General features: G+C 60.1%; 22 protein-coding genes and 2 tRNA genes. 9 read left to right on the top strand and 15 right to left on the bottom strand.

The genetic code is table 11. The annotated features are described in order from the left end of the window. Positions 1 to 321 precede the first annotated feature (321 nt). From HBO23_RS21060 to HBO23_RS21070, 3 genes are all read left to right on the top strand, one after another. Positions 322 to 1,608, top strand: coding sequence for an OprD family porin (locus HBO23_RS21060; RefSeq protein ID WP_017135394.1), 1,287 nt, complete (start codon positions 322 to 324; stop codon positions 1,606 to 1,608). 338 nt (positions 1,609 to 1,946) lie between these two features. After that, positions 1,947 to 2,168 carry a 4-oxalocrotonate tautomerase family protein gene (locus HBO23_RS21065; RefSeq protein WP_170039550.1) on the top strand — a complete coding sequence of 74 codons (222 nt, stop codon included), beginning with the start codon at positions 1,947 to 1,949 and terminating at the stop codon, positions 2,166 to 2,168. Then, positions 2,165 to 2,866 carry an SDR family NAD(P)-dependent oxidoreductase gene (locus HBO23_RS21070; protein ID WP_169986650.1) on the top strand — a complete coding sequence of 234 codons (702 nt, stop codon included), beginning with the start codon at positions 2,165 to 2,167 and terminating at the stop codon, positions 2,864 to 2,866. The genes HBO23_RS21065 and HBO23_RS21070 overlap by 4 nt, the downstream gene beginning before the upstream one ends. A gap of 265 nt (positions 2,867 to 3,131) precedes the next feature. Here HBO23_RS21070 and HBO23_RS21075 read toward each other — a convergent pair whose 3' ends face one another. From HBO23_RS21075 to HBO23_RS21085, 3 genes are all read right to left on the bottom strand, one after another. Further along, positions 3,132 to 3,416 (bottom strand): DUF3077 domain-containing protein, encoded by a 285-nt coding sequence (locus HBO23_RS21075; protein ID WP_170039552.1) that lies wholly within the window; start codon positions 3,414 to 3,416, stop codon positions 3,132 to 3,134. Between the two features lie 509 nt (positions 3,417 to 3,925). Beyond that, positions 3,926 to 4,001 (bottom strand) — tRNA-Thr (locus tag HBO23_RS21080). A gap of 127 nt (positions 4,002 to 4,128) precedes the next feature. Then, positions 4,129 to 4,362 (bottom strand): DUF2790 domain-containing protein, encoded by a 234-nt coding sequence (locus tag HBO23_RS21085; RefSeq protein WP_170039554.1) that lies wholly within the window; start codon positions 4,360 to 4,362, stop codon positions 4,129 to 4,131. A gap of 310 nt (positions 4,363 to 4,672) precedes the next feature. Between HBO23_RS21085 and HBO23_RS33950 the strand changes: the two genes are divergently transcribed. Together HBO23_RS33950 and bcsQ are read left to right on the top strand one after the other, a co-directional pair. Continuing rightward, the gene (locus HBO23_RS33950; RefSeq protein ID WP_240792791.1) at positions 4,673 to 4,837 is read left to right on the top strand and encodes a hypothetical protein; all 165 of its coding nucleotides are present in this window, start codon (positions 4,673 to 4,675) and stop codon (positions 4,835 to 4,837) included. Between the two features lie 247 nt (positions 4,838 to 5,084). After that, positions 5,085 to 5,984, top strand: coding sequence for a cellulose biosynthesis protein BcsQ (gene bcsQ / locus HBO23_RS21095; RefSeq protein WP_170039556.1), 900 nt, complete (start codon positions 5,085 to 5,087; stop codon positions 5,982 to 5,984). Positions 5,985 to 6,225: 241 nt separating this feature from the next. Here the strand turns inward: bcsQ and HBO23_RS21100 are convergent, their stop codons facing one another. The 5 genes from HBO23_RS21100 to HBO23_RS21120 form a co-directional block, all read right to left on the bottom strand. Continuing rightward, the gene (locus HBO23_RS21100) at positions 6,226 to 7,413 is read right to left on the bottom strand and encodes a methyltransferase (protein ID WP_170039558.1); all 1,188 of its coding nucleotides are present in this window, start codon (positions 7,411 to 7,413) and stop codon (positions 6,226 to 6,228) included. Continuing rightward, positions 7,394 to 8,083, bottom strand: a complete 690-nt coding sequence (locus HBO23_RS21105; protein ID WP_026013808.1) for an ABC transporter permease — start codon at positions 8,081 to 8,083, stop codon at positions 7,394 to 7,396. The genes HBO23_RS21100 and HBO23_RS21105 overlap by 20 nt, the downstream gene beginning before the upstream one ends. Before the next feature lie 38 nt (positions 8,084 to 8,121). Continuing rightward, positions 8,122 to 8,817 carry an ABC transporter permease gene (locus tag HBO23_RS21110; protein ID WP_017138658.1) on the bottom strand — a complete coding sequence of 232 codons (696 nt, stop codon included), beginning with the start codon at positions 8,815 to 8,817 and terminating at the stop codon, positions 8,122 to 8,124. A gap of 77 nt (positions 8,818 to 8,894) precedes the next feature. After that, positions 8,895 to 9,647 carry an ABC transporter substrate-binding protein gene (locus HBO23_RS21115; protein WP_017138657.1) on the bottom strand — a complete coding sequence of 251 codons (753 nt, stop codon included), beginning with the start codon at positions 9,645 to 9,647 and terminating at the stop codon, positions 8,895 to 8,897. Between the two features lie 13 nt (positions 9,648 to 9,660). Beyond that, a complete protein-coding gene (locus HBO23_RS21120) occupies positions 9,661 to 10,434 on the bottom strand; it encodes an ABC transporter ATP-binding protein (RefSeq protein WP_169986642.1) in 774 nt (257 codons plus the stop codon). Positions 10,435 to 10,988: 554 nt separating this feature from the next. Here HBO23_RS21120 and gabP point away from each other — a divergent pair. Further along, complete coding sequence (gene gabP / locus HBO23_RS21125; protein ID WP_099549508.1) at positions 10,989 to 12,380, top strand: GABA permease; 1,392 nt, start codon at positions 10,989 to 10,991, stop codon at positions 12,378 to 12,380. 145 nt (positions 12,381 to 12,525) lie between these two features. On the opposite strand, the gene HBO23_RS21130 is transcribed toward gabP, so the two are convergent. Continuing rightward, positions 12,526 to 12,939, bottom strand: coding sequence for a hypothetical protein (locus HBO23_RS21130; RefSeq protein ID WP_017138654.1), 414 nt, complete (start codon positions 12,937 to 12,939; stop codon positions 12,526 to 12,528). A gap of 72 nt (positions 12,940 to 13,011) precedes the next feature. Next, positions 13,012 to 13,920, bottom strand: coding sequence for an alpha/beta fold hydrolase (locus HBO23_RS21135; RefSeq protein WP_170039561.1), 909 nt, complete (start codon positions 13,918 to 13,920; stop codon positions 13,012 to 13,014). A gap of 169 nt (positions 13,921 to 14,089) precedes the next feature. On the opposite strand from HBO23_RS21135, the gene HBO23_RS21140 reads away from it, so the two are divergent. Together HBO23_RS21140 and HBO23_RS21145 are read left to right on the top strand one after the other, a co-directional pair. Continuing rightward, positions 14,090 to 15,055, top strand: a complete 966-nt coding sequence (locus HBO23_RS21140; protein ID WP_099549506.1) for an arsenic resistance protein — start codon at positions 14,090 to 14,092, stop codon at positions 15,053 to 15,055. 88 nt (positions 15,056 to 15,143) lie between these two features. Next, positions 15,144 to 16,751 (top strand): glycosyltransferase family 39 protein, encoded by a 1,608-nt coding sequence (locus tag HBO23_RS21145; protein ID WP_170039564.1) that lies wholly within the window; start codon positions 15,144 to 15,146, stop codon positions 16,749 to 16,751. 8 nt (positions 16,752 to 16,759) lie between these two features. Here the strand turns inward: HBO23_RS21145 and HBO23_RS21150 are convergent, their stop codons facing one another. The 5 genes from HBO23_RS21150 to HBO23_RS21170 form a co-directional block, all read right to left on the bottom strand. Continuing rightward, a complete protein-coding gene (locus HBO23_RS21150; RefSeq protein WP_170039567.1) occupies positions 16,760 to 17,434 on the bottom strand; it encodes a hypothetical protein in 675 nt (224 codons plus the stop codon). Between the two features lie 166 nt (positions 17,435 to 17,600). Further along, positions 17,601 to 17,676, bottom strand: a tRNA-Phe gene (locus HBO23_RS21155). Between the two features lie 103 nt (positions 17,677 to 17,779). Further along, positions 17,780 to 18,052: an oxidative damage protection protein gene (locus tag HBO23_RS21160; RefSeq protein WP_170039570.1), complete on the bottom strand. Its 273-nt coding sequence runs from the start codon at positions 18,050 to 18,052 to the stop codon at positions 17,780 to 17,782. Next, complete coding sequence (gene mutY, locus HBO23_RS21165; protein WP_138449385.1) at positions 18,049 to 19,116, bottom strand: A/G-specific adenine glycosylase; 1,068 nt, start codon at positions 19,114 to 19,116, stop codon at positions 18,049 to 18,051. The genes HBO23_RS21160 and mutY overlap by 4 nt, the downstream gene beginning before the upstream one ends. Then, entirely contained in the window at positions 19,113 to 21,329 is a 2,217-nt protein-coding gene (locus tag HBO23_RS21170) for an AsmA family protein (protein ID WP_170039573.1), read from the bottom strand. Before HBO23_RS21170 ends, mutY begins: the two co-directional genes overlap by 4 nt. 326 nt (positions 21,330 to 21,655) lie before the next feature. On the opposite strand from HBO23_RS21170, the gene HBO23_RS21175 reads away from it, so the two are divergent. Continuing rightward, the gene (locus tag HBO23_RS21175) at positions 21,656 to 23,317 is read left to right on the top strand and encodes an OFA family MFS transporter (RefSeq protein ID WP_099549501.1); all 1,662 of its coding nucleotides are present in this window, start codon (positions 21,656 to 21,658) and stop codon (positions 23,315 to 23,317) included. Positions 23,318 to 23,534: the final 217 nt, after the last annotated feature.

The raw sequence follows: 23,534 nt of genomic DNA on the forward strand, positions 1-23,534 counted from the left end.
CCCTCGTCAAAAATGTTACATAATGTGTTTTCTTGACGAATCAGACGATTTTTCAGGCTCGAGCGAGGGCCTTGGAATGCACCGCTTAGAATTATTTCGCCTAAATACAGACGATTCACGAAATTGACACATAGTTCAACGCGCGCATAGGATTGCGCCCAACGCCTGTGGCTCACCGCCATGACTCATCCAATAAAAAAAGGCCCGCGGCAGTTCAGTCGTCCGCGGGCCTTGTTTTTTCTGGAGGAAGTCGACACCAGAAAAGCGACACGGAGCCTGGTGTCACAGCGCGTACTCAACCAGTAATAAGGAATATAAGAAATGTTGAAGCAACGGATGAGTCTGATCGCTCTGGGGATTTTGAGCGCATCGACAGCAATGGCTAACGACCAGGAGCAATCCAAGGGTTTCGTGGACGACAGCCACCTGAACATCGCAGCACGTAACGCCTACATCAGCCGTGACTACAAAAACGGCAAGCAAGACAAAGCCGAATGGGGCCAGGGCTTCATCGGCAAGTTCGAATCCGGCTTCACCCAAGGCACCGTCGGTGTGGGTGTGGACGTGATCGGCCAATACGCCATTCGCCTGGACGGTGGTAAAGGTCGCAGCGGCGCTGGCGGTATCGACTTCTTCAAGCAAGGCGACAGCGGCGAAGCCGCCAACGACCTGGCCAAGGGCGGCGCTGCCGTGAAGTTCCGTGTCTCCAACACTGTACTCAAGTACGGTGACCAGATGCCGGCTGTGCCTGTGCTGCAGTACGACAACTCCCGTCTGTTGTCGGAAACCTACACCGGTACTTCGATCGTTTCCAAAGAGATCGCCGGCCTGCAACTGGACGCCGGTCACTTCACCAAGGAAGCTCGCAAGAGCGCCGAAGGTTCTGACAGTGGCGCGCTGAAAAGCATCGACTACATCGGTGGTAGCTACAAATTCACCGAAAGCCTGTCGGCCGCGTTGTACGCCTCCAACATGCAGGACGTGCTGAAGAAGCAATACGTCAACGTCAACTACGTGCTGGCCCTGCCAGAAAAGCAATCGTTGACCTTTGACTTCAACGGCTACAAAACCAAGCTGGACCGCAGCTTCGCCCTGGAAAACCAAGGTGATGCGGACGCCCGCGACAACAAAATCTGGAGCCTGGGCGCTACCTGGGCTGTTGGCCCGCACAGCTTCACCCTCGCTCACCAGCGCAGCACCGGTGACACCGGCTACCTGTACGGCGGCTACCGCAACGCTGGCGGTATCGGCGACGGCGGCAATACCATCCTGCTGGCCAACTCCTACTGGTCCGACTTCAACGGCAAGGACGAGCGCTCCTGGCAAGCAGGCTACGGCCTGGACTTCAGCGCCTTCGGCGTGCCTGGCCTGACCTACAACATCGCTTACGTGCGCGGCACCAACATTGACGACGGTTCCAACCGTGGCAGTGGCACCGAGCGTGAAATCTTCAACCAGTTCAAATATGTCGTTCAAAGCGGCCCAGCCAAAGACCTGAGCCTGCGCGCTCGTGCGTCGTGGTTGCGCGTCTCCAACAACGCCAGCAACTACAACGTAGGCGGTAACGAAATCCGTCTGTTCGCCGACTACCCGATCAACGTTTTCTAATTGATCGCACGTCGCGCCTGATGCCAGGCGATAAAAAACCCCGACTGGTTCGGGGTTTTTTTATGCCTTTGGATCAGCGACGGTGATCGTTCCCATGCTCTGCGTGGGAACGCCTCTAGGGACGCTCCGCGTCCCGCCGTCAACGATCAAGGGTGGTTTTTTATCAGTTTTGCGGACGCCAGCGGGAGGCGTCCAATCGTGTAGAAGTACCGCGGGAACTTGTTACACCACATCACTAATGTAGTACTCAAACCCCCATTTATCTCGACTCAGCGCACGCCTAAATTGACCCCACTGCCGGCCCATCACCCCGATGCCCGCCCATTGGAGCCATCACTATGCCCTTCGTCAGCCTGCGCATCACCCGTGACGGCGTGACCCCTGAGCAAAAAGCCCAGGTCATCGCCGAGTTCACCGAAACCCTCGAACGCGTGCTCAACAAGCGCCCGGACCTGACCCACATCGTCATCGAAGAAATCGACACCGATAACTGGGGCTACGCCGGCATCACCACCACCGAATACCGCAAATCCCAAACCCTTACCGGAGAAACAAAATGAGCAAAGTCGTGATCATCACCGGTGCCTCCCAAGGCATCGGCGCCGCTGTGGTTCAAGCCTACCGCGCCCTCGATTACCGCGTGGTGGCCACCTCGCGTTCGATCCAGCCATCCACCGACCCGAACATCCTCACGGTGCCCGGCGACATCGCCGACCCGGCCACCGCCCAGCGCGTCATCCGCGAAGCCCTGGCCACCTTCGGGCGCGTCGACAGCCTGATCAACAACGCCGGCATCTTCATCGCCAAACCCTTCACCGCCTACACCCAGGACGACTACGCCAACGTGCTGGCGGTGAACCTCAACGGCTTTTTCTACATCACCCAACTGGCCATTGCCGAGATGGAAAAACACGGCGCCGGCCACGTCGTCAATGTGACCACCAGCCTGGTCGATCACGCCATCGACGGCGTGCCTTCGGTACTCGCCAGCCTCACCAAAGGCGGGCTGAACGCCGCGACCAAATCCCTGGCGATTGAATACGCCAAACGCGGCATTCGAGTGAACGCGGTAAGCCCGGGCATCATCAAGACGCCGATGCATGGCGAAGACTCCCACGCTGCATTGGGGCAACTGCACCCGGTGGGGCGCATGGGCGAAGTGAGTGATATCGCCCAGGCGATCACCTACCTGGAGAGCGCGGGGTTTGTCACCGGTGAGATCCTGCATGTGGACGGCGGGCAAAGCGCCGGGCACTGATACGCTGACGCGCCTGGCCTAACCCGGCCGGGCGTGGTCATCCCGTCGCGAGCGCCGGAAAAAGGCTTTATAGGCTCGGCTGAACGCGGCCTCGGACTCATAGCCAATCGCAAAATCCACCTCGCCGATGCGACCTTCCTGCTTGGTCGGCGTTGCATGAATAGCCCTTAGCGCCTGCGCGATACGCGCATCCGACAACCAAGCGCTTCTATGTGGGAGCCGGGCTGAACTGCGATAGCGCCCGCCCGGCGAGCCCATTTACCGCTTACTGCTCAGCATTACAGGGCGACGCCAACACCTTCACCACATCATCAATCACCGCCTTGCTCATCTCCTGCAAATAATGCGACGCCCAGGCATAACGGTCCGTCTCCTTCGTCATCGCCGCATCTTCTGCGAGCAACTTGGCGACGTGAAGCAAATCGGAAACGTGGTGCAAGGCTTCATGCAGGGAAACACCGCTGTTGACGCGGAACAGAGGTTGGTCGGAGTGAAAGGAGAAAGGGGGGACGCCGAGGGTGGTGAGTGCGGGTGGGTTTGTTGCGGTCATTGGTGGAACTCCCATATTGAGTGAGAGCAACACGTTCGTTGTGACAACGAATGCGTGGCGCTAGTGGCGCCTGCATCAAATCGGGTTCTCAGGCCCGGTCGCTGGGTGGTAGCGACGGGGGGAGGTTAGCGTGGTGAGGGGTGGGGAGCAATCGGGAAAATTGATGGGTTGTTTTTTCGGTCAGTTGAGGCGGTTCGAATAGGTGGCTGGTGAAATTATTGGTTTTATGAGGGCGGCATAATTATTGGCTAGCCATAATTATGAATAAAACTTGGGAGGCGGGGTGAGGGTGGCTTTTGGTGGTCCGGTGGGTTTGGAGAATACGTCTCCCGGGACTGACGTTGAGCTGAGCAAGGCGTCATAGAAATCGAGATTTGGACTGAGGCAAGCAGCCCGAGATGTTAAGTGTGGACACTTTTTGGGCATTTCGGCCAAAACGGTGATCTGACTTTTTGTGGTTTCCCAAACCTCAGAAACCACAAAGCCCCGCATTTCGGGGCTTCGAGATATGGTGCCGGCACCAGGAGTCGAACCCGGGACCTACTGATTACAAGTCAGTTGCTCTACCAACTGAGCTATACCGGCGTGTTAGGGCGACGATTATAGCGATTGCCAAGCTTCTGTAAACCCCTGAATTCTGACTATTTTTGCAGATACCAAGGTTTTTTTACGCTCGCTGCTTTTTCTTACCCTCGAGAGCCTCAAATCCGACTCAATTGCCGTCGCCACACCGGTCGGTAAATTTCATGTACGCCAACACCTGCGTCTCGCCTTTAGAGTCCAGGTAGGTCATGCGCGCGTTCACCACGCCGCATCCCGAGCGGGTGTCTTCGGTGGTCGACAGCACCCGTTGGATATCCGGCTTATGACTTGCCTCGGCATGGGCGGTGAAGGTCAAGCCAAGCAGGCTGGCGGCGATTAGGGTTTTCCAGTTGTTGGTGTTCATGGTGATGGCCTCTGAGGAGCAATGGTGGGGTGAGGCCATTGAATGCCGGGGAGGTATCCGGGCTGTGTCGCCCAGGGCAGGTTTTGTTTCGTTGTGTATGGTGTGGGGGTCTATGTACTTGTTGATACGAACGGCGAGCTTGTATTGGTTGAAAAACACACAGTGATCGCGTCGTGCGTTGTTTTATAGATGTATATCTCCTGGCAAAAGAACAGCCATAAAAATGGCGTAATGCCGCTCATCTTCAAACCTGGCAGGCGTTGCCCAGGCGCGGGTTTGCCGGCTGGCGACCTTTGGTGAAACCGATGCTGTGCAGCAGCAAAGCCTTAATCGCTGGCTCGGCCAGGACCAGGCATTTCTCGCCAAGCGCCTGGCCGCTTCGTTTCGCCGTTTGGCCAAGATGGACGAGGTGCTCGCGCCGTACCTTGCGGGGCGGCGCAGGCCTATGGGCGCGACCCGTTTGACCCAGCGTTGAATAGCGGCGGCTGCCAGGATGTAACTGCGTTATGCCGTGCGTTGAGCTTTCGGATGCATCAGCCTGGAAATAGCCATTAAATTGACTATTTACCGTTTGTCTAAAAAATGATCAGTTAAAACACCAGAATAATGACACCTGCCTGCGTGTGACACAGAATGCCTCACTAAGACGCCCATAATAAGACCTGCGGTAAGTGCCTGCTTGCCGACCTTCACGTCTTTAGCTGCGTCGTGAGGAGCTGCCCATGAGCCTTAGCGAAGAGCTGTTGACGTTGTTCGGCAAGAACGTCAGCCGTGATGCCGAAGGCATCAATGCACGCATGCACGTTTTTGGCAGTGTGCCCGCTAACGAAAACACCCATTCCCAATCGACTCATCCAGCAGCGCTGCGCCCCAAAGTGGTGGCGTTGGTGTCGATCAATGGTGGTGTCGGCCGCAGCACTCTGGCCACGGCGTTGAGCAGCGGTTTGCAGCGCCATGGCGAATCGGTGGTGGCGCTGGACCTGGACCCACAGAATGCCTTGCACCATCACTTTGGCTTCAGTGCGACATTGCCGGGTATCGGCCGTACCAGCCTGGAGCATGGGCAGTGGAGCCCGTTGCAGCAGCTTGGCTTTGCCGGTTGCCAGGTCATAACCTTTGGCGATATCGACATTGAGCAGCAGGAAAGCCTCGAGCGCTGGCTCAAACATGAACCCAGCTGGTTGGCGCAGCGCCTGGCGGCCCTGGGCTTGAGCGAGCGGCAGACGGTGATCATCGATACGCCCGCCGGTAACAACGTTTACTCCCATCAAGCGCTGAGCGTGGCCGATGTGGTGCTGGTTATCACCCAGGCCGACGCCGCCTGCCTGGGTACCCTTGATCATTTGGATGGATTGCTCGCGCCGCACCTCGAGGGTGAACGCCCGCCGGTGGTGCATGTGGTGGTCAACCAAGTGGATGAGAGCAACGCCTTTAGCCTGGACATGCTGGAGGCGTTCAAACAGCGGCTGGGCAAAGCGCCGCTGGAGATGCACCGCGATATGGCGATCAATGAAGCGTTGGCGTTTGCGGCCGACCCGTTGGATAACGCGACAAAGCGGCTGGCTGGCGACGACATCAGCGAGATTTGTCGCGTGCTGAAAGCACCGAAAAGAACCGCATAAATCGCGCTTTATGCAGTTAGCGCCAGATGCTTATGCACAATCGGTTGGTCGGGCCTGTCACGAAACAGCCATTTTGTGGAGCCGTTCTCAACACGCTGCAACTGCCTGTTTTGTGTGCGTTTTATTTTGTGAACAAAAAATGACCAGGGTGGGTTTTGGCCTGTAGCGCTGATAACTACGGCCTCTGTAAAGAATTCATCAACAGAGTTATCCACAGGGCGCGTGTAGGAAGTTTCGCCCTTTAATCGCGCTCCGCCAGCACCATCAAGTTGCGCGGCGTTAGCGTAGGTTCGCAGAAGGTGCCTATCTCAACCTTGTAGCCCTGTTCTTTCAAGAACAGCGCGCGATCCAAGACCAGCCACAGTTCCAGCGGCCGCCGAAACAATCCTCTGACCAACTCCAGGTTGCGCACCTCGGCCAAGCGCCGCCAGCCGTGTGCCTCCAGCGCCGCCCAATCATGTTCACCTGTGGATAAATCCTTGAGACGCGCCAGTTCCCGGCAGTAGTCAGCGAAGGGTTTGTCCAGCCAACTGGCAGGCAGGGACGGCGTGGGCAGGTACTCGTCGCTGCCACGCAGCTGGCGTTGCAACTGATCGAAACCCAGGCGCCGGGCCATGGACGTGTCCCGTTGCTGGCGCACGCGATTACCGGCGGTGACGGTTTCGCTCAGCGGTAACCCCAGGTCATCGACCGAAAGCTGTAGTTGCGAGGCGCGCCCGGCGGTCGACAAGGCCTGATAGCGCTCGGCGCCGATGCGGTTATAGCAGCAAGGTGCCAGCGCGAGCTGCTTGCAGCCCGTCGCGCTGGCCACGTGCAACAGCCGCACATGCAGATCGCCGCAGGCGTGTAAGGCGACGGGCGTGTGCTCGGCACTGATCGCCACATCGGCCATCACGTCTTGCAGGCGATGGGTGACAGCCAGGTCGTGATGGTCGCTCAAGGCCTGGCCCGAGGCGATCAGTGCCGGGTCGTACTCGAGGCAGGTCAGCTGTTGGCCAGGTTGCAGCAAGCGCCGGCCGAGGTGGCCTTTACCGGCGCACCAGTCCAGCCAATGCTTGGGTGTTGCGGCAAACTTCAGCGCGGCGCCGAACGCTTCAATTTGCTGCCATTTACGCCCTGGCACATCCACGTTCAGGCGATGGCGGGCAGGCTCCAGCCTGTGTGCGGGTAACTTATCCACAGCGCTGAGCTGCGCTGCCTGAAAAGCCAGCTGTGGAAATGGCGCAGGCGCCGGCAGGTCATAGGGGTGGTTGTGACTGGCTTCGGCATCGGCCAGCGAGCGCTGGCGCAGCCATTGGGCCAGCTCGGGGTGCTGGTGTTCCCAGGGTAAGTGCAAGTGCGTAAAGGGCCGTGGTCGCCACAGCCCTTGGTGCTCGATTAGAAACGCATCCAGCGCCGCAAAGCGAGCCTCAACGTCCCTGGCAAGCATCGACGCGCAGCCAGCGTTCGAGCAGTTTGAAGCCCCGCACCAGGATGTAGGCCATCAGCAGGTAGAACAGCCCGGCGGCGAAGAAGATCTCCACCGGCAGGTAGGTGCGGGCGATGATGGTGCGCGCCATGCCGGTCAGTTCCAGCAGGGTGACGGTGCTGGCCAGGGCGCTGGCCTTGAGCATCAGGATCACTTCGTTGCTGTACGCCGGCAGGCCAATGCGCGAGGCACGCGGCAGGATGATGTAGAACAGCGTCTTGGGTTTGGACATGCCCAGGGCGCGCGCCGCTTCGATCTCACCCGGCGGGATGGCCTGGATAGCGCCGCGCAGGATCTCGGCGATATAGGCGGCGGTGTGCAAGGTCATGGTGGCCGTGGCGCACCAGAACGGATCGCGCAGGTACGGCCACATGAAGCTCTCACGCACGGCATCGAACTGTGCCAGGCCGTAATAAACCAGGAACAACTGCACCAGCAGCGGCGTGCCACGGAAGAAGAAAATATAGGCGTAGGGCAGGGCGCTCACGTACCAGCGGCGCGAGGAACGCGCGATACCCAGCGGAATCGCCAGCAGCAGGCCGGCGATCACGGCGATGGCCACCAGTTCCAGGGTCAGGGTTGCGCCTTGGGCCAGTTTGGGCAGCCACTTGATGATCACGGCCCAGTTCAGGCCCAGGTCGAAGTGCGACAGCCAGCTGTAGTCACCGCTCATTGGGTGCTCCTTGCAAAGCCGCGGGCGGCGCGTTTTTCCAGGAAGTACATGCCCGTCATGGCCAGCACGGTGAGGCCCAGGTACATGAAGGCTGCCACCATAAAGAAGGTGAACGGCTGCTTGGTCACGGTCACGCCGATTTGTGCGTGACGCATGATTTCTTCAAGGCCGATCACCGACACCAGCGCGGTGTCTTTCATCAGGATCATGAACAGGTTGCCCAGGCCCGGCAGGGCGATGCGCCACATCTGCGGCATGATCAAGCGGGTGAAAATCCGCACCTTCGACAGGCCCAGCGCCACACCGGCTTCGCGGTGGCCTTTGGGAATGGCGAGAATCGCGCCACGGAACACTTCCGTGGCGTAGGCGCCAAAGCACAGGCCCAGGGCGATAACCCCGGCGGCAAAGGCACTGAGAGAAAGGTCGGGGTTGCCGAAAAACTCGCCCAGGGCACGCATCAGGTTGACGGTGCCGAAGTAAATCAGCAGCACCCACAACAGCTCGGGAATGCCACGAACGATGGTCGAGTAAGCACCGCCCAGCCATTGCAACGGCTTGTACGGTGAAGTCTTGGCCAAGGCGCCGGCAAGGCCGAGCACCAGCCCCAGGCACAGGGCCGTGAGCGCCAGTTTGACGGTCATCAGCGCGCCAGCGGCAAGCGCCGGGCCGAATCCGTAGAGATCGAAATTCATGGTGTTTTCATATCGCGGCAGGCATTGCTGAAAGCCGGCGCGCTACTTATAGAAGCGCGCCGGTCAGGCCATTCAGATCATTCGATGCTGAACGGGAAGTACTTGTCGTTGATCTTCTTGTAGGTGCCGTCTGCCTTGATCTCTGCCAGGGCTTTGTTCAGGCGCTCGCGCAGCGGGTCGCCCTTGCGTACGGCGATACCGATCTTGTCGCTTTCTACCACCGGGTCGCCTTTGAACTCATAGGCCGAACCGTCTTTGCTCTTGAGCCATTCGTACTGCACGTACTTGTCGGCGAGAATCCCGTCCAAACGGCCGGAAGTCAGGTCGAGGTAGGCGTTTTCCTGGGTGTCGTAGAGCTTGGCGGTGGTGTCCGGCAGCTTGTCTTCCAGGTAAGTACCGGCCAGCGTTGCGCGCTGTGCACCGATGATCTTGCCTTTCAGGTAACCGGCGTCGGTCTTGAAGTCGGCTGTGGCTTTAGGTGCGATGAATTGCAGCTTGTTGGAGTAGTACGGGTCGGTGAAGTCGACGGCTTGCTTGCGCTCATCGGTGATCGACAGCGAAGACACCAGGAAGTCGAACTTCTTCGCGTTCAGGGCCGGGATGATGCCGTCCCAATCAGACACATACACTTCGCATTTTTCGACTTTCATCTTGGCGCAGAGGGCGTCGCCGATGTCTTTGTCAAAGCCCACGACGTTGCCGCTGGCGTCTTTATTGTTGAAGGGCGGGTAGGCCGCTTCGATCCCCATTTTCAAGGTTTCTGCCATGGCCGTGGCGCTGAACGCCATCGAAACGGCCGCGGCCAGAAGGAATTTTTTATAGTTCTGCATGCATGTTGCTCCGTTAGCGGTTGCTGGACATGAATTGTTTGCAGCGCGCCGAAAGCGGGTTTTCAAACACCTGCAGTGGCGATCCTTGCTCTTCGACCAGGCCCTGGTGCAGGAACACCACTTCACTGGAAACCTGACGGGCAAAGCCCATTTCATGAGTGACCAGCAGCATGGTGCGGCCTTCTTCGGCCAGCGCGCGGATCACATTAAGTACTTCCTGGACCATTTCCGGGTCAAGCGCCGATGTCGGCTCGTCGAACAGGATGACCTTGGGCTGCATGGCCAGGGTGCGCGCTATGGCCGCGCGTTGTTGCTGGCCGCCGGACAGTTGCGCAGGGTAGGCGTGGCGCTTGTCGCTGATGCCGACCTTGGCCAGCAGGGCTTCGGCCACTTCTATCGCTTCGGCCTTGCTCTGGCCGAGCACACGGCGGGGCGCCTCGATGATGTTGTCGAGGATGCTCATGTGCGGCCACAGGTTAAAGTTTTGAAACACAAAACCGATTTCGCTGCGCAGGCGGTTGATCTGTTTGCCGTCGGCGGCCATCAGCTCGCCGTTTTTCGCGGCTTTTAGCTTGAGCTCTTCACCGGCCACCAGGATCTGGCCCTGATGCGGGTTTTCCAGCAGGTTGATGCAACGCAAAAAGGTGGACTTGCCGGAACCGGAGGAACCCAGGATCGAGATCACGTCGCCGTCGCGGGCGGTCAGCGAGATACCTTTGAGTACCTCCAGCTCACCATAGCGTTTATGCAAGTTGCGGATTTCAAGCGCGGGCGCGGCCTCAGCCATGTGCGGTCCTCATTGTGTTCAGTGCATTCTTGCTGTTGGGCCGCCTTCCTGGCGAGGCGCCAAGCTAGCATAGCGTTCGGATGGCAGCCAACAGCGCTGCGGACGGTTAACGGGTGGTCTGCGGCAAGGTGTCGCATCGGCACAGCAGCGTGTCGCGCTATCAACAACCTACAGACGTCTGAACCCGATAAATCCACAGGCTTCGCGTAAAAAAGGGCGCGATGGTGCCAGCTTTGGCCGGGTGTTGGAAGGGTTAACCGGGCAAACGGTCCTTATCAGCCCTTTTATGGAGCGTCACGTACTTTTTGTGTGTGTTTTTGGTGCGTATTTTCGTGTCGCAGTTGGGTCGCACGGTAACGCTATAGCGGAATGCCATTGTTCTCAATGACTTGCGTGAGCTAATGAATTGTCCTACAGCCCGCGTCAATCGTGGCTCTGTAATATTTTGGCGCAAATCTTGCGTAAAAAATAAAGAACGCCCCGTTGGTTTCTTTTCACGAGAAGGATCGCAGGCCGGGCGGACCGTTTTCGCAATTCCTCGCAAAGGTGTGTCAATGAGTAGTACGCAAAGCTCCAATGACCTCGAACAGGGGCTCAAACCGCGTCACGTCACCATGCTGTCGATTGCCGGCGTTATTGGTGCCGGTTTGTTTGTCGGCTCCGGCCACGCGATTGCAGCCGCCGGCCCCGCCGTACTGCTGGCGTACGCCGCTGCGGGCACGCTGGTGGTGTTGGTGATGCGCATGCTCGCCGAAATGGCCGTGGCCTCCCCGGACACCGGTTCGTTCTCCACCTATGCCGACCGTGCGATCGGTCACTGGGCCGGTTTCACTATCGGCTGGTTGTACTGGTGGTTCTGGGTGCTGGTGATTCCACTGGAAGCCAACGCCGCCGCGACCATCCTGCATGCCTGGTTTCCCGATGTGGCGATCTGGGCGTTTACCCTGATCATCACCTTGCTGCTCACGGCCACCAACCTGTTCAGCGTGAAGAACTACGGCGAGTTCGAGTTCTGGTTTGCGCTGATCAAAGTCGTGGCGATCGTAGCCTTTGTGATTCTGGGCCTCGCGGCGATCTTCGGCTTCCTGCCGACCAGCCAGGTCAGCGGTGTTTCGCACCTGTTCGACACCCAGGGCTTCATGCCTAATGGCATGGGTGCGGTATTGGCGGCGATCCTGACCACCATGTTCTCGTTCATGGGTACCGAGATCGTCACCATTGCAGCGGCCGAATCGAAGAACCCTGGCCAGCAAATCACCAAGGCCACCAACTCGGTGATCTGGCGGATTGGTTTGTTCTACCTGCTGTCGATCTTCATCGTGGTGTCCCTGGTGCCATGGAACGATCCGACCCTGGCGGCGGTAGGTTCCTACCAGACCGTGCTGGAACGCATGGGCATCCCGAATGCCAAGCTGATCGTCGACCTGGTGGTATTGGTAGCCGTGACCAGCTGCCTCAACTCGGCGCTGTACACCGCCTCGCGCATGCTGTTCTCCTTGGGCCGTCGCGGTGATGCACCGGCCGTGGCCAAGCGCACCAACAAAAGCGGCACGCCTTACTGGGCAGTGTTGCTGTCGACGGGTGCTGCGTTCCTGGCCGTATTCGCCAACTACGTGGCGCCGGCTGCAGTGTTCGAATTCCTGCTGGCCAGCTCCGGCGCTATCGCGTTGCTGGTGTACCTGGTGATCGCCGTATCGCAACTGCGCATGCGCCAGAAGCGTACCGCTGCAGGCGAGAAAATTGTCTTCAAGATGTGGCTGTTCCCGGGCCTGACCTACGCGGTGATGGTGTTCATCGTCGGCACGTTGACCATCATGCTGTTCCAGGAAGCCCACCGCGTCGAGATCATCGCGACCGGCATTCTGAGCTTGTTGGTGGTGCTGGCGGGGCTGATCGTGGCGAGCCGCCGCAAGGCGCAGAAGGTAGGCGCTGCGGTGCTCAATTGATGTGATGAACTGCGGTGCGCAGTGCGCCGCAGTTCAAAAAAAGTGTGGGAGCCGGGCTTGCCCGCGATGACGGGCTGGCAGTCGATAAATTCCTCGCCTGACACACCGCCATCGCGGGCAAGCCCGCTCCCACAGTTGTTTTGTGTCAGTCCTGGGAGTTGGCCAGCGCCTGGGATGCCGCCACGTAATCGGCCTGGAACTGCGGGGATTCAATCCACGCCAGCGCCGCGGCTTCATCCTCGGTATCCGTCGCCCACTGGCGATACTCGATCAGCGCCGCCAGGATAAAATCTGTCGCGTCTTCTTCGCCTTCCTGCTCCAGCACCACGGCCAACAGTGGGTGCGCCAGGAATGCCGCACACAACGCCTGCTGGCTGCTCTCGCCGGCTGCGCGCATCTCGACAAACAATTCGGTCAAATCCACCGACTCAAGGTCAATGCGGCTGTCGTCGCCAGCGAACGCATCCGGCTTGGTCGCGACGGCGCGCTGGGTGCGGTTTTGCTTGGCCTTGGCCTTGGCCCGGTGGGCACGTTTTTGCTGCTTGTTCGGCGAGGCCATGGGCTCAACGTCCTTGGGTTCTTAATCGGGGTGGGGTATTGAAGCGCAGGTTGGGGGAAATCCCAAGGAAATCTAGACGCGCACGCCGGGTGTGCCGGGCGCCAATTCGCCTTTCTGCAGCCATCCCAGCGCAATCGGCCACAACCGGTCCTGATATTCACTGCGAAAGAAAGCGAAATGCCCGACGGCTTTTTCGCCGATATCCTCGGGTGCGATTCGCAGGTGAGTGCGCGCGCTGTTTTCAAAATAGCCCAGCAGCCGCTCAATAGCCGCCACAGTCCCAAACGGATCGTCAGTGATGCTGATGGCCAGCAACTGCGCCTTCACTCGGGCAAAGGGCAGCTCGCTCAGGCCACGCCCGCTGGGGCGCGTTTCATAGCGCGGTGTCGGCATGCTCCAGTCGCGCACCACGCCTGCCGGCGTGTCCTCCAGCCAGCCCATGCGCTTGCCGGGGAAGTAGCCGCACAGGGCCGTCACCAGCGGCATCACCACATGCCACTTGGCAAACATGCGCCAGCGCCCGCTCGCCGCGTAATCGCGCCAGTACGCAAACTGCGCGCCGACCGTGACGATGCGCCGAATCACTGCGCCGCAAGCACCGAGCCCTGCCGCGCACCCGCCGAAACTGTGGCCGACCACATCAATCGGCTGCCCCGGAAACTCCCGCTGTGCGCGCTGCAGCATCGCCTCGAAATCCAGCACGCCCCAATCTGACCAGGATGCCTTGAAGCCTCGCAACGCGCCGCTGCGGGATTCGCCGATGCCACGGTAGTCGTAGGTGATCACGTCGAAGCCGTTGGCAAACAGGTAGTCGGCAAAGCGTGAATAGTGGCGGCAGCGGACCGAGGTGGCGGCGTTGATGATGACGACCGGGCGTTCGAAGTCGGTGCGCGGGTGGCGCCAGGTGAAGCCGCCGATTGGGTAGCCGTCGGCAGCGGGCTCGCAGAATGTTTGTGGGGCAGGGCGGGTGGGCAGGTTCATGAGTCGGCTCGATACTTGCGCTTTTTGGTACGGGCTTGATCCGCGCGCTTTTATAAGAAGCCGAAACTAACAAATTTAGCGCGTGATGGGCGCAGGAAATGTCGCGATGCTCGACCTCGGCGCTCCCGGTGCTTAGGCTTGCGATCAATTGATCAACCAGAGTCAGCCCATGACCCGTGACACCCTCGAACACAACCAAATCCCGATCTACTTCGTCGCCGTGCTCCTGGCGGTCGCATTTGGCGTGTTCGCCCCTTTGTCAGCCCAAGGTCTTGGCGTGCTGGTCACACCTGCCATCGCAGTGCTGATGTACGCCATGTTCCTGCAAATTCCGTTTCTGGACCTGCGCCAGGGCCTGGGTAATAAACGCTTTATCTGCGCATTGCTGCTGGCCAATTTCATTCTGGTGCCCTTGCTGGTGTGGGCGTTGACCCGGGGCCTGGTGGAACGCCCGGCGTTGCTGGTGGGCGCGCTGCTGGTGTTGCTCACGCCGTGTATCGACTATGTGGTGGTGTTTACCCATATCGGCAAGGGTGACTCGCGGCTGATGCTGGCGGCGACGCCGGTGTTGTTGTTGCTGCAATTGGTGCTGCTGCCGGTGTACCTGAGCTTCATGCTGGGCGCCCAGTCCGCCGTGGTGGTGGCGGTGGGGCCGTTTGTCGAGGCGTTCCTGTTGCTGATTGTGCTGCCGATGATCCTGGCGGTGCTGACCACCTGCCTGGCGCGGCGCTCAAGCATTATCAATGTTTGGAACAACGCCTGGGCCTGGCTGCCGGTGCCGGCGATGGCGTTGGTGCTGTTTGTGGTGATCGGCTCGCAGATCACTTCGGTGGTGCGCGATATTGCGTTGTTGTTGCCGGTGATCCCGGTGTACCTCGGCTTCCTGTTGCTGGCGCCGCTGATAGGCGCGCTGGCTGCGCGGTTGTTTGCGTTGCCTGCTGTTGCCGCGCGGGCGGTGACCTTCAGTGCTTCGACGCGCAACTCATTGGTGGTGCTGCCACTGGCGTTGGCCCTGCCTGAAGACGTGCGCGGGCTGGCCGCAACGGCGGTGATCCTCCAAACCCTGCTTGAGCTGGTGGGCGAGCTACTCTACATCCGGCTGATTCCCGCGCTGGTGTGGCGCGCCGGTCGATAAGTCCATAAATACTCGGATTTGTTCAGGCGTTATTCAGGGGTGGAGTCGGCACCATGGAGTCGGCGTACCCCACCTGAAAGGACATTCGATGGATCACCGCAGCCGTTATCGCCTGGAGTCTCTGGGCTTATTTCTGATCGCTTTATTGCTGTTTACCTTGGGCATCTGGGACGAGCAACCCCAAGGCTTTGACGGGCGATGGGCGTTGTTCATGCAGGAAATGTTTCGCCATGGCGCGAGTCTTTTTCCTACCACCTACGGCCAGCCGTACCCGGACTATCCCGGCACTGCGACTTTCTTCAGCTTTGTGTTTGCTCGCCTGTTCGGTGCGCCGAACCACCTGGCCAACGTACTGCCGACGGCCCTTGCTGCGGCGGGCGTGATCGCCCTGATCTATCGCCTGCTGGTGCCGTTCAGTCGGCCTTGGGCATTGCTGACGGTGCTGCTGACGCTGCTTACCACCCAATTGCTCGATAAGTCGCGCTCGGTCTGCCTGGACCTGATGGTCGCGCTCTTATGCGTAGGCAGCTTCTACCTGCTGCACACGGGCGAGCGTCTCGGGTCACGGCTTCGACAGTTGGCGGTGTTCCCGTTGTTTGTGCTGGCCTTCGCGATTCGTGGGCCTTTGGGGCTTATCGAAGTCTGCGGCGTGGTGTGCGTTTACTGGGCGTTGGGCAAGCCGGGCGAGCGGGTCAAGCAAGTGCTGATCCATGGTTTTGTGGGGCTGGCGTTGCTCGGGGCCTGCTGGTGGGCGTTGATGAAGCTGGCGCGTTTCAGCGGTGGCGAGGCCTTTGCCGACGATGTGTTCAGGATGCAGGTCAGTGGGCGCCTCGACGAGTCCGGCGAGCCGTTCTATTTCTACTTCAAGCTGAGTTTGTACCGCTACTTCCCGGTGGTGCCTTTGGCCTTGGCGGCGATGATCGCGCTGCGGCATCGCTGGTCTGAGCGCTGGGTCAACGAAGACGTGCAAATGGTGGTGCGGCTGGCGGCCTGTGGCCTGATGATCCTGCTCGGGCTGTCGGTGCCGCACTTCAAGCGCGCTTACTACATTCTGCCGATGGTGCCGATGTTTGCCGCTGTCGCCGCCTATGGGCTGCTCCAGGCGCAAAACTGGTTCGTCGGCGTGCGCCGCTGCTACGAATGGCTTGTCGTGGCGCTGCCGGCGTTGTGCGTGGTGGTGTTGTTTATCTGCCGGCACACCTGGCAGAAGCACGGTTACTGGCCCGACGTGTCGCTGCCGCCGTTGATTGGCGTGTGGGTGGTGCTGCAAGTGGCGGCGCTGATTGCCTGGCGTCGCCCGTTGCGCCTGGTGTGGCTCAGTGTGATCGCCTTGGCGGCGCAATGGTTGCTGCTGGTGGTGGTGATCGACCCGGCCAAGGACCTGCAATACGACACCCGCAAGTTTGTCAGCCAGGTAGAGGCATTGCGTGCGGCGCAGCCGGGGCCATTGGTGTTTGTCGACCTTGGCCGCGACACCTGGGCTATCCGCTACATGATGAACCTGACGCACGATGAGCAACCGCTGTTCGTCGCCGGTAACGAACCCGAGAAGCTTGCCACCCTGCCGCGTCCATCCTGGGTGCTGGTGCCGCGCAAAGAAGCAGCGCTGCTCAAGGGCACGCCGATGGAGCAGCAGGCGCCAAACTTCGAAGGGCGGCTTAACGACAACCCGCTGATGGTGTTTCTACTGCAGTAGCCAGGCGCCTACTTGCACTGGTAGCCCTCGGGCATCGTCACGGTGTAGTTGCGCTGTACGCGGTCCTGGAAGTTGAGGTTCTGCAGGCCCTGTTCAACCAGGAACGCTTCGATCTTGGCGGCCTGGCAGTCTTCGTTGTAGGACATCACCCGCAACACGTACACCGCGCGCCGGCTCACTTCGTCACGCGCGGTGGCAGTGAAGGTAGTGAGCGTGGTGTAGCCGGTGCGCTCCGAGGTGCCCACCGGGCCGTAGGTGGTGTTCGGCTTGCTGGTGCAGGTCAACTGGTCGGCTTTCTTTTTGTTCTTCTTGCATTCGGTGGTGGTGCTGGTGGGCACCTGGCCGTAATCGGTGGCGGTATAGCGGTAAGTGACCTGCTTGCTGTCGACGTCCAGGATGATGGTCATTTTGATTGGCCCATGGTTCTTGGGCAGGCTGGCATCGGTGTACACCTCGCGAAAGCCCTGGTCCTTCATGGCGCTGACCATGTCCCGCAGGTAATAGCGGGCATTGAGCGTGTTTTGCGCGCTGCCGCTCACTGATGTGGTCACCAGCACCAATGCCTGTCGATCAAAGTGATAGTCCGGATCGGGGGTTGCGTTGATCGAGACATCCATTTGTGTGGCGCAGCCACTGAGCAACGCCGTCAGCAGCAACAGCGCGCAGAACAAGTACCGGTTCATCAAATAACTACCTTGCAACAGAAAATTCAGTAACAGCTAAACGATCGAGCAGCGGGATAAATAACCCTCGGGTGTGAATCGGGCGGGGCATTGGCCCGCGGCCATTAAATCGCAGGCAATAAAAAACCCCAAGGAATTATCTTCGCTTGGGGTTTTTCGGTATTAGTGGTGCCCAGAGACGGAATCGAACCGCCGACACGGGGATTTTCAATCCCCTGCTCTACCGACTGAGCTATCTGGGCAACGGGGCGCATTAAACGGGTTTTTCAGGGGGTCGTCAAGCAAGTTTTCAAAAAATATTTAATTATTACCGTCGCTTACGTGCCGACCCCGGTTTTTGATCAATTATTGAGCAGGCGGCACGTAACCGTCGGCCTTGGCGTAATCCTCGCCGGAAAAGAACTTCTCCATTTCGCCCGCCAGGTATTTGCGATCTTCGCCGTTCATCATGTTCAGGCGTTTTTCGTTGATCAGCAGGGTCTGGTGTTTCAGCCAGTCACCCCAGGCTTGGGCAGAGATATGCTCGAAAATGTCCTGGCCCTTGGCACCTGGGTACGGAGGGCGTTCCAGGCCTGGCAGTTCTTCTTTGTACTTGCGGCACATTACGGTGCGGGTCATGACGAAACTCCTGCGTTCAATACGTCGGCCGCGCGCTTCAGCAGTTTTTTCACCGGGGCGGCAAGGCCCAGGCGCGGCGGGGTGGCGAGGTTATACCAGAGCCAGTCGGCCTCGGCCACGTGATGGGCGGATTCCTCGACCTGCACCAGCCAGGGTTCGATGGCCAGTTGGAAGTGGCTGAAGGTGTGGATCAGCCCCGGCAGCGCCTGTTGCTCGCCCAGTGCCAGCGCGTGCTGGTTGGCGAGGTGTTCCAGGTCTTGCAGGTCATCGAGTTCCGGCAAGCTCCACAAGCCGCCCCACAGGCCCGTGGACGGGCGACGGTAAAGCAGGATCGCGCCCTCGGCGTTGGCCAGCAGTGGCATCAGCGTGCGCTTTTGCGGGATGGTCTTGCGCGGCTTGGGGATCGGGTAACGCGTCTCCAGGCCGAGCATGTGGGCTTCGCAGCCTTTTTCCAGCGGGCACAGCAGGCAGCTTGGCTTGCTGCGCGTGCAGAGCGTGGCGCCCATGTCCATCATTGCCTGGGTGTAGGCGTTGACGCGGTCGTGGGGCGTAAAGCGCTCAGCGGTGGCCCAGAGCTGTTTCGCGACCTTGGGTTCGCCTGGGTAGCCCTCTTGCGCAGTAAAACGCGCCAGCACGCGTTTGACGTTGCCGTCCAGGATCGGCGCGCGCAGGCCCATGCTCAAACTGGCGATGGCGCCGGCAGTGGACAGGCCAATGCCAGGCAGCTCAGTGAGTTTTTCCACATCCTTGGGAAATTCGCCGCCGTATTCAGCAACGACAATCTTGGCGGTCTTCTGCAGGTTACGTGCACGGGTGTAGTAACCCAGGCCGGTCCACAGGTGCAGCACTTCATCTTCCGGCGCGGCGGCCAGGGCTTCGACCGTCGGCAAGGAAGCCATGAACCGGTCGAAGTAATTGAGCACGGTGCTCACCTGGGTCTGTTGCAACATGATCTCCGAGACCCACACCCGGTAAGGCGTGATGCCCTGTTGCCAGGGCAGGTCATGGCGACCGTGGCGGTCGTACCAATCCAGCACCGCCTGTGAAAACTGCTCGTTTCTCATCGTTTGAACAGGCCTTTAAGGGCGTCTTTAAGCTGCGGATTAACCTTGTCGAGCTTCTCTTCGATTTTGTCGCTGAGCTTGTTGCCGGCGGCTTTGATGGCGACCTGGGTCAAGCCGTCCTTGTCCAGGCGGCAGGCCTTGGCGCCCAGCTCCAGCGGGCCACGGCAGCGCAGCGGCACTTCGATGTTCTGGAAGTTGGCGCCGACCTGGCAGGCCGGGTCCGGCACGTCGCGCTGGTCGCCTTCGACGATGATGCCGACGCGGTAGTCCATGCCCAGCACACGCAGGTCGACGTCACCGTTGCCGTTAACCGCCAGGCCCGGGATGCGCACTTTGAGGTCCGGGTTGCTCGCCACGCCGTTACGGAAGTTAAGCGTGCCGCGCAGTTCCTGGAACGGCGTGTCCTTGCCCTGTGGCGTGGTGCTCAGGGTTTTGCGATTGAGCAAGGCGATGCCGGTGCACAGTTGTTGTTCAATGTTGGCGTTGAGCAGCGCGCCGTTAGTGATCACAAAGCTGGCGGTACCGTTGAGGCTGTCGATCAGCGCCTTTTGGCTGTTGCCACGGCCGCTGAGGTTGCTGTCGAGGGTGACCTGGCCTTTGACCGGCGGGTTTTGCCCCTGGGCTTGCAGGATGCGTTCAACCGGCACTTGTTTGATGTGGGTTTGCAGCGCCAGCAGCGGGATGTCCTGGCGCACATCGAGTGTGCCGTTGGCCTGGAAGGTGCCGTTGTAGAGGCCGCCGCTCAAGGTGTCGAGCTTGAGCTGGCCATCGGCGCCGGAGGCTTTGAGCGCTGCATTCTGGATCGGCAGCTTGCTCAGGGTCAGTTGCCCAAAAGCCAGGTCGGCGTTGACGTCCAGGGTGCGCAGGCGGGTCAGTGGCAGCAGTTTGTCGGTGCTCCACGCGCCTTTGGTCGGGGCTTCCGGCAGTGGTGTGGTGCCACCGGCGGCCATGGCGCCAGCTTCGCTGTTCTGCACTTCGGCCTGGCGGGCAGCGGTTGCACCTTTGGCCGATTCGGACTTGGCCGGCAGGTAGTTGTCGGCGTTGAAGGTGTCGCCCTTGAGCTGCACGCGCAAGGCTTGCTTGGCGAAGTCATCCACGGCGATGCGACCGGTAAAGGTGCTGCCGTCGAGTTTCAGGTTCAGGTCTTCCAGCGCCACGCTGGTCGGGGTGCCCTTGAGGCGGCTGACCAGCTCGACCTTGCTCAGGCTGCCGTCAGCCATGGGCGGCAGCGGGTGGCCGATGCTGTCGAGGAACTTGGCCAGGTCAAACTGGGCAATCGACAACGCGCCGCTGACTTGCGGGGATTTGTTCAGGTCATTGACCTTCAGTTCGCCCAAGGCGCGCAGTTGGTTGGCGGAGAGCTTGAGGTTGGTCCACTCGGCGATGTTGGCCGCCAGGTCCACCAGCAATTGGCCCTGGGTGGAGAAGGTCACGGTCTTGCCTAGCAGCGGCTCGCCGGTGGCTTCGCCGCTGAGTTTCATGTCTTCGAACTGGTAGCGCTGCAGGGCACGCTGGATGCGCAGGTTGCCGTTCAGTTCGGTTTTGACGCGCATCAGCGGCTGGTTGCTGCCCAGGAATGCAGTGAGTTTGAGTGGAATACTCGCGCCTTCGTGCACGGCGCCGGCGCTCAACTGGATGCTTTCGGCACTGAACTGTTTGCCGGTCTGTTCATCGTTGTATTCAACGCGGGCGTTGTTGATGGTAAGGCTGTCGATGTCCAGGCGGATCGGCTTGGGTGGCTTCTCCGGTTCGGGTTCGGCGGGGGCTTGCGCTGGGGCAGGGGCGCTGGCGATTTCGGCCGCGTCGGGCACATTCTTGCCGATGTCTTCCCAGTTGCCGTGGCCTTGCTTGTCACGGTTAAGGCGCAGGTTGAGGCCTTCGACACGCACATCGCTCATCTGCACTTCGCGGCGCAGCAGTGGCAGCACGCGCACCGACAGGCCGAGCATTTGCAAGTCGGCGAACGGTTGGGTCGGGGTGGTCAGGGTTGCCACGCTGGCTTCGTGCAACTCAAGGCCCAGCCAGGGGAACAGGCTCCAGCCAATATCGCCATTGAGCGTCAGCTCGATGTGGGCCTTGTCGCGGGCAATCTGGCGAATCTCGTCTTTGTAGTCGTTGGGATCGAAGAGGTGGGTCAGGGCAAAGCCCAGGGCCACAATGATCAGCAACAGCCCGAGGAGTACCAGACCCAGGATTTTGCCGAACGCTTTCATGGGCGAGTCCTTGTATGTCGATTTCAAAATTTAGCCGCAGAGTATAACGCCCGAAGGCCTGCGTCAGTTCACGCATCGTTACATTGTATCCAGGGACGGCAAAATAGGATTTTGCCGTCAGGCAGATCAGGTTGAGTGAAAAAGGTGATGTCAGTTTGGTTTTTCTGTCATCCACTGGTGCTAATCTTCGCGGGTTCGTCTGTCGTCTGCGACACAGCGTCGCGCTTAAAAGGAGCTTTACTCAACAACAACGGCCAACGCTCTGCGTGCAAGGTCGAGGGAGAGAGCGCCTGACGGACACATACTAATAACTGGGGGAAACACCAATGAGCACTAGCACTGCGGCCGGTAGTACTGCCGCGCAGCCCGCGTTCCTGTCCAAGGAGCGCATTATCGCCAAGCCCGGCTTCAACCGCTGGCTGGTTCCGCCGGCCGCCCTGGCCATCCACCTCTGCATCGGCATGGCCTACGGGTTCTCGGTGTTTTGGCTGCCGCTGTCCAAGGCTCTGGGTATCACCGCGCCGGTCGCCTGCGCGCCGGACATGAGCTTTATCGCGCAAGTCTTCTCGTCCCAGTGCGACTGGCCCATCTCCATGCTGGGCTGGATCTACACGCTGTTCTTCATCTTCCTGGGTTGCTCGGCAGCCATCTGGGGCGGCTGGCTGGAACATGCCGGGCCACGTAAGGCGGGCGTTGTATCGGCGTTGTGCTGGTGCGGCGGCCTGTTGATCTCGGCGCTGGGGATTTATACCCACCAGATCTGGCTGATGTGGATCGGCTCCGGTGTGATCGGTGGTATTGGCCTGGGCCTGGGTTATATCTCGCCTGTATCGACCCTGATCAAGTGGTTCCCGGACAAGCGCGGCATGGCCACTGGCATGGCGATCATGGGCTTCGGCGGTGGCGCAATGGTGGGTGCACCGTTGGCCGCAGCACTGATGGGCCACTTCGCCTCGCCAACCAGCGTGGGCGTGTGGCAGAGCTTTGTAGTCATGGCCGTGATTTATTTCGTGTTCATGATCGGTGGCGCACTGTCCTACCGCGTTCCGCCGACCGGCTGGAAGCCTGAGGGCTGGACCGCACCGGCGAAAAAAGCCAGCAACGCGATGATCACCCACCGTCACGTGCACGTGAACGTGGCGTGGAAAACCCCGCAATTCCGCCTGGTATGGCTGGTGCTGTGCCTGAACGTGTCCGCCGGTATCGGCATCCTCGGCATGGCTTCGCCGCTGCTGCAGGAAGTGTTCGGTGGCAAGTTACTGGGTGTGGATGTGCCGTTCGGCCAGCTGGACGCGGGCCAGTTGGCCTCTATTGCGGCTATCGCTGCAGGTTTCACTGGTCTGTTGAGCCTGTTCAACATCGGTGGCCGGTTCTTCTGGGCGTCGTTCTCCGACTACCTGGGCCGTAAAAACACCTACTTCGTGTTCTTCGCCCTGGGCTTTGCCCTGTACGCGTTGATCCCGAACCTGGGGCACCTGGGCAACGTGGCGCTGTTTGTGGCGGCGTTCTGCATCATCCTGTCGATGTACGGCGGCGGTTTTGCGACTGTGCCTGCGTACCTGGCCGACCTGTTCGGCACCCAAATGGTCGGCGCGATCCACGGTCGCCTGTTGACCGCATGGGCGGCGGCTGGCGTGCTGGGCCCGGTGTTGGTGAACTACCTTCGCGAATACCAGCTGAGCATCGGCGTTCCGCGCGCTGCGGCTTACGACATCACCTTGTACATCCTTGCAGGCCTGCTGGTGCTGGGTTTCCTCTGCAACCTGCTGGTGCGCCCGGTGGCCGACAAGTACTTCATGACCGACGCTGAACTGGCTGCCGAACAGGCGCTGGGCCATGACAAAGGCGCCGATGCCAGCACTTCGCTGGAGTGGAAAGCGGCCCCTGGTACTGTGCCGATGGCTGTTGCCGCCTGGCTGGTGGTAGGTATTCCGTTGGCGTGGGGTGTGTGGGTGACCCTGCAGAAGACGGCGGTGTTGTTCCACTGATGCCGCTGTAGTCGGGCGAGCGCGGCTCCCACAGGAACCGCGCTTGTGTGGGAGCTGGCTTGCCTGCGATAGCATCACCACGGTGTGGCCGACATACCGAGGTGTCTGCATCGCAGGCAAGCCAGCTCCCACACAAGCCAGCTCCCACACAAGCCAGCTCCCACACAAGCCAGCTCCCACACAAGCCAGCTCCCCCACCAACCAGCTCCAACAGCGA

Origin of the sequence: Pseudomonas sp. WS 5532, from assembly GCF_012985445.1 — a bacterium.
In the GTDB taxonomy this organism is placed as follows: Bacteria; Pseudomonadota; Gammaproteobacteria; order Pseudomonadales; family Pseudomonadaceae; genus Aquipseudomonas; species Aquipseudomonas edaphica.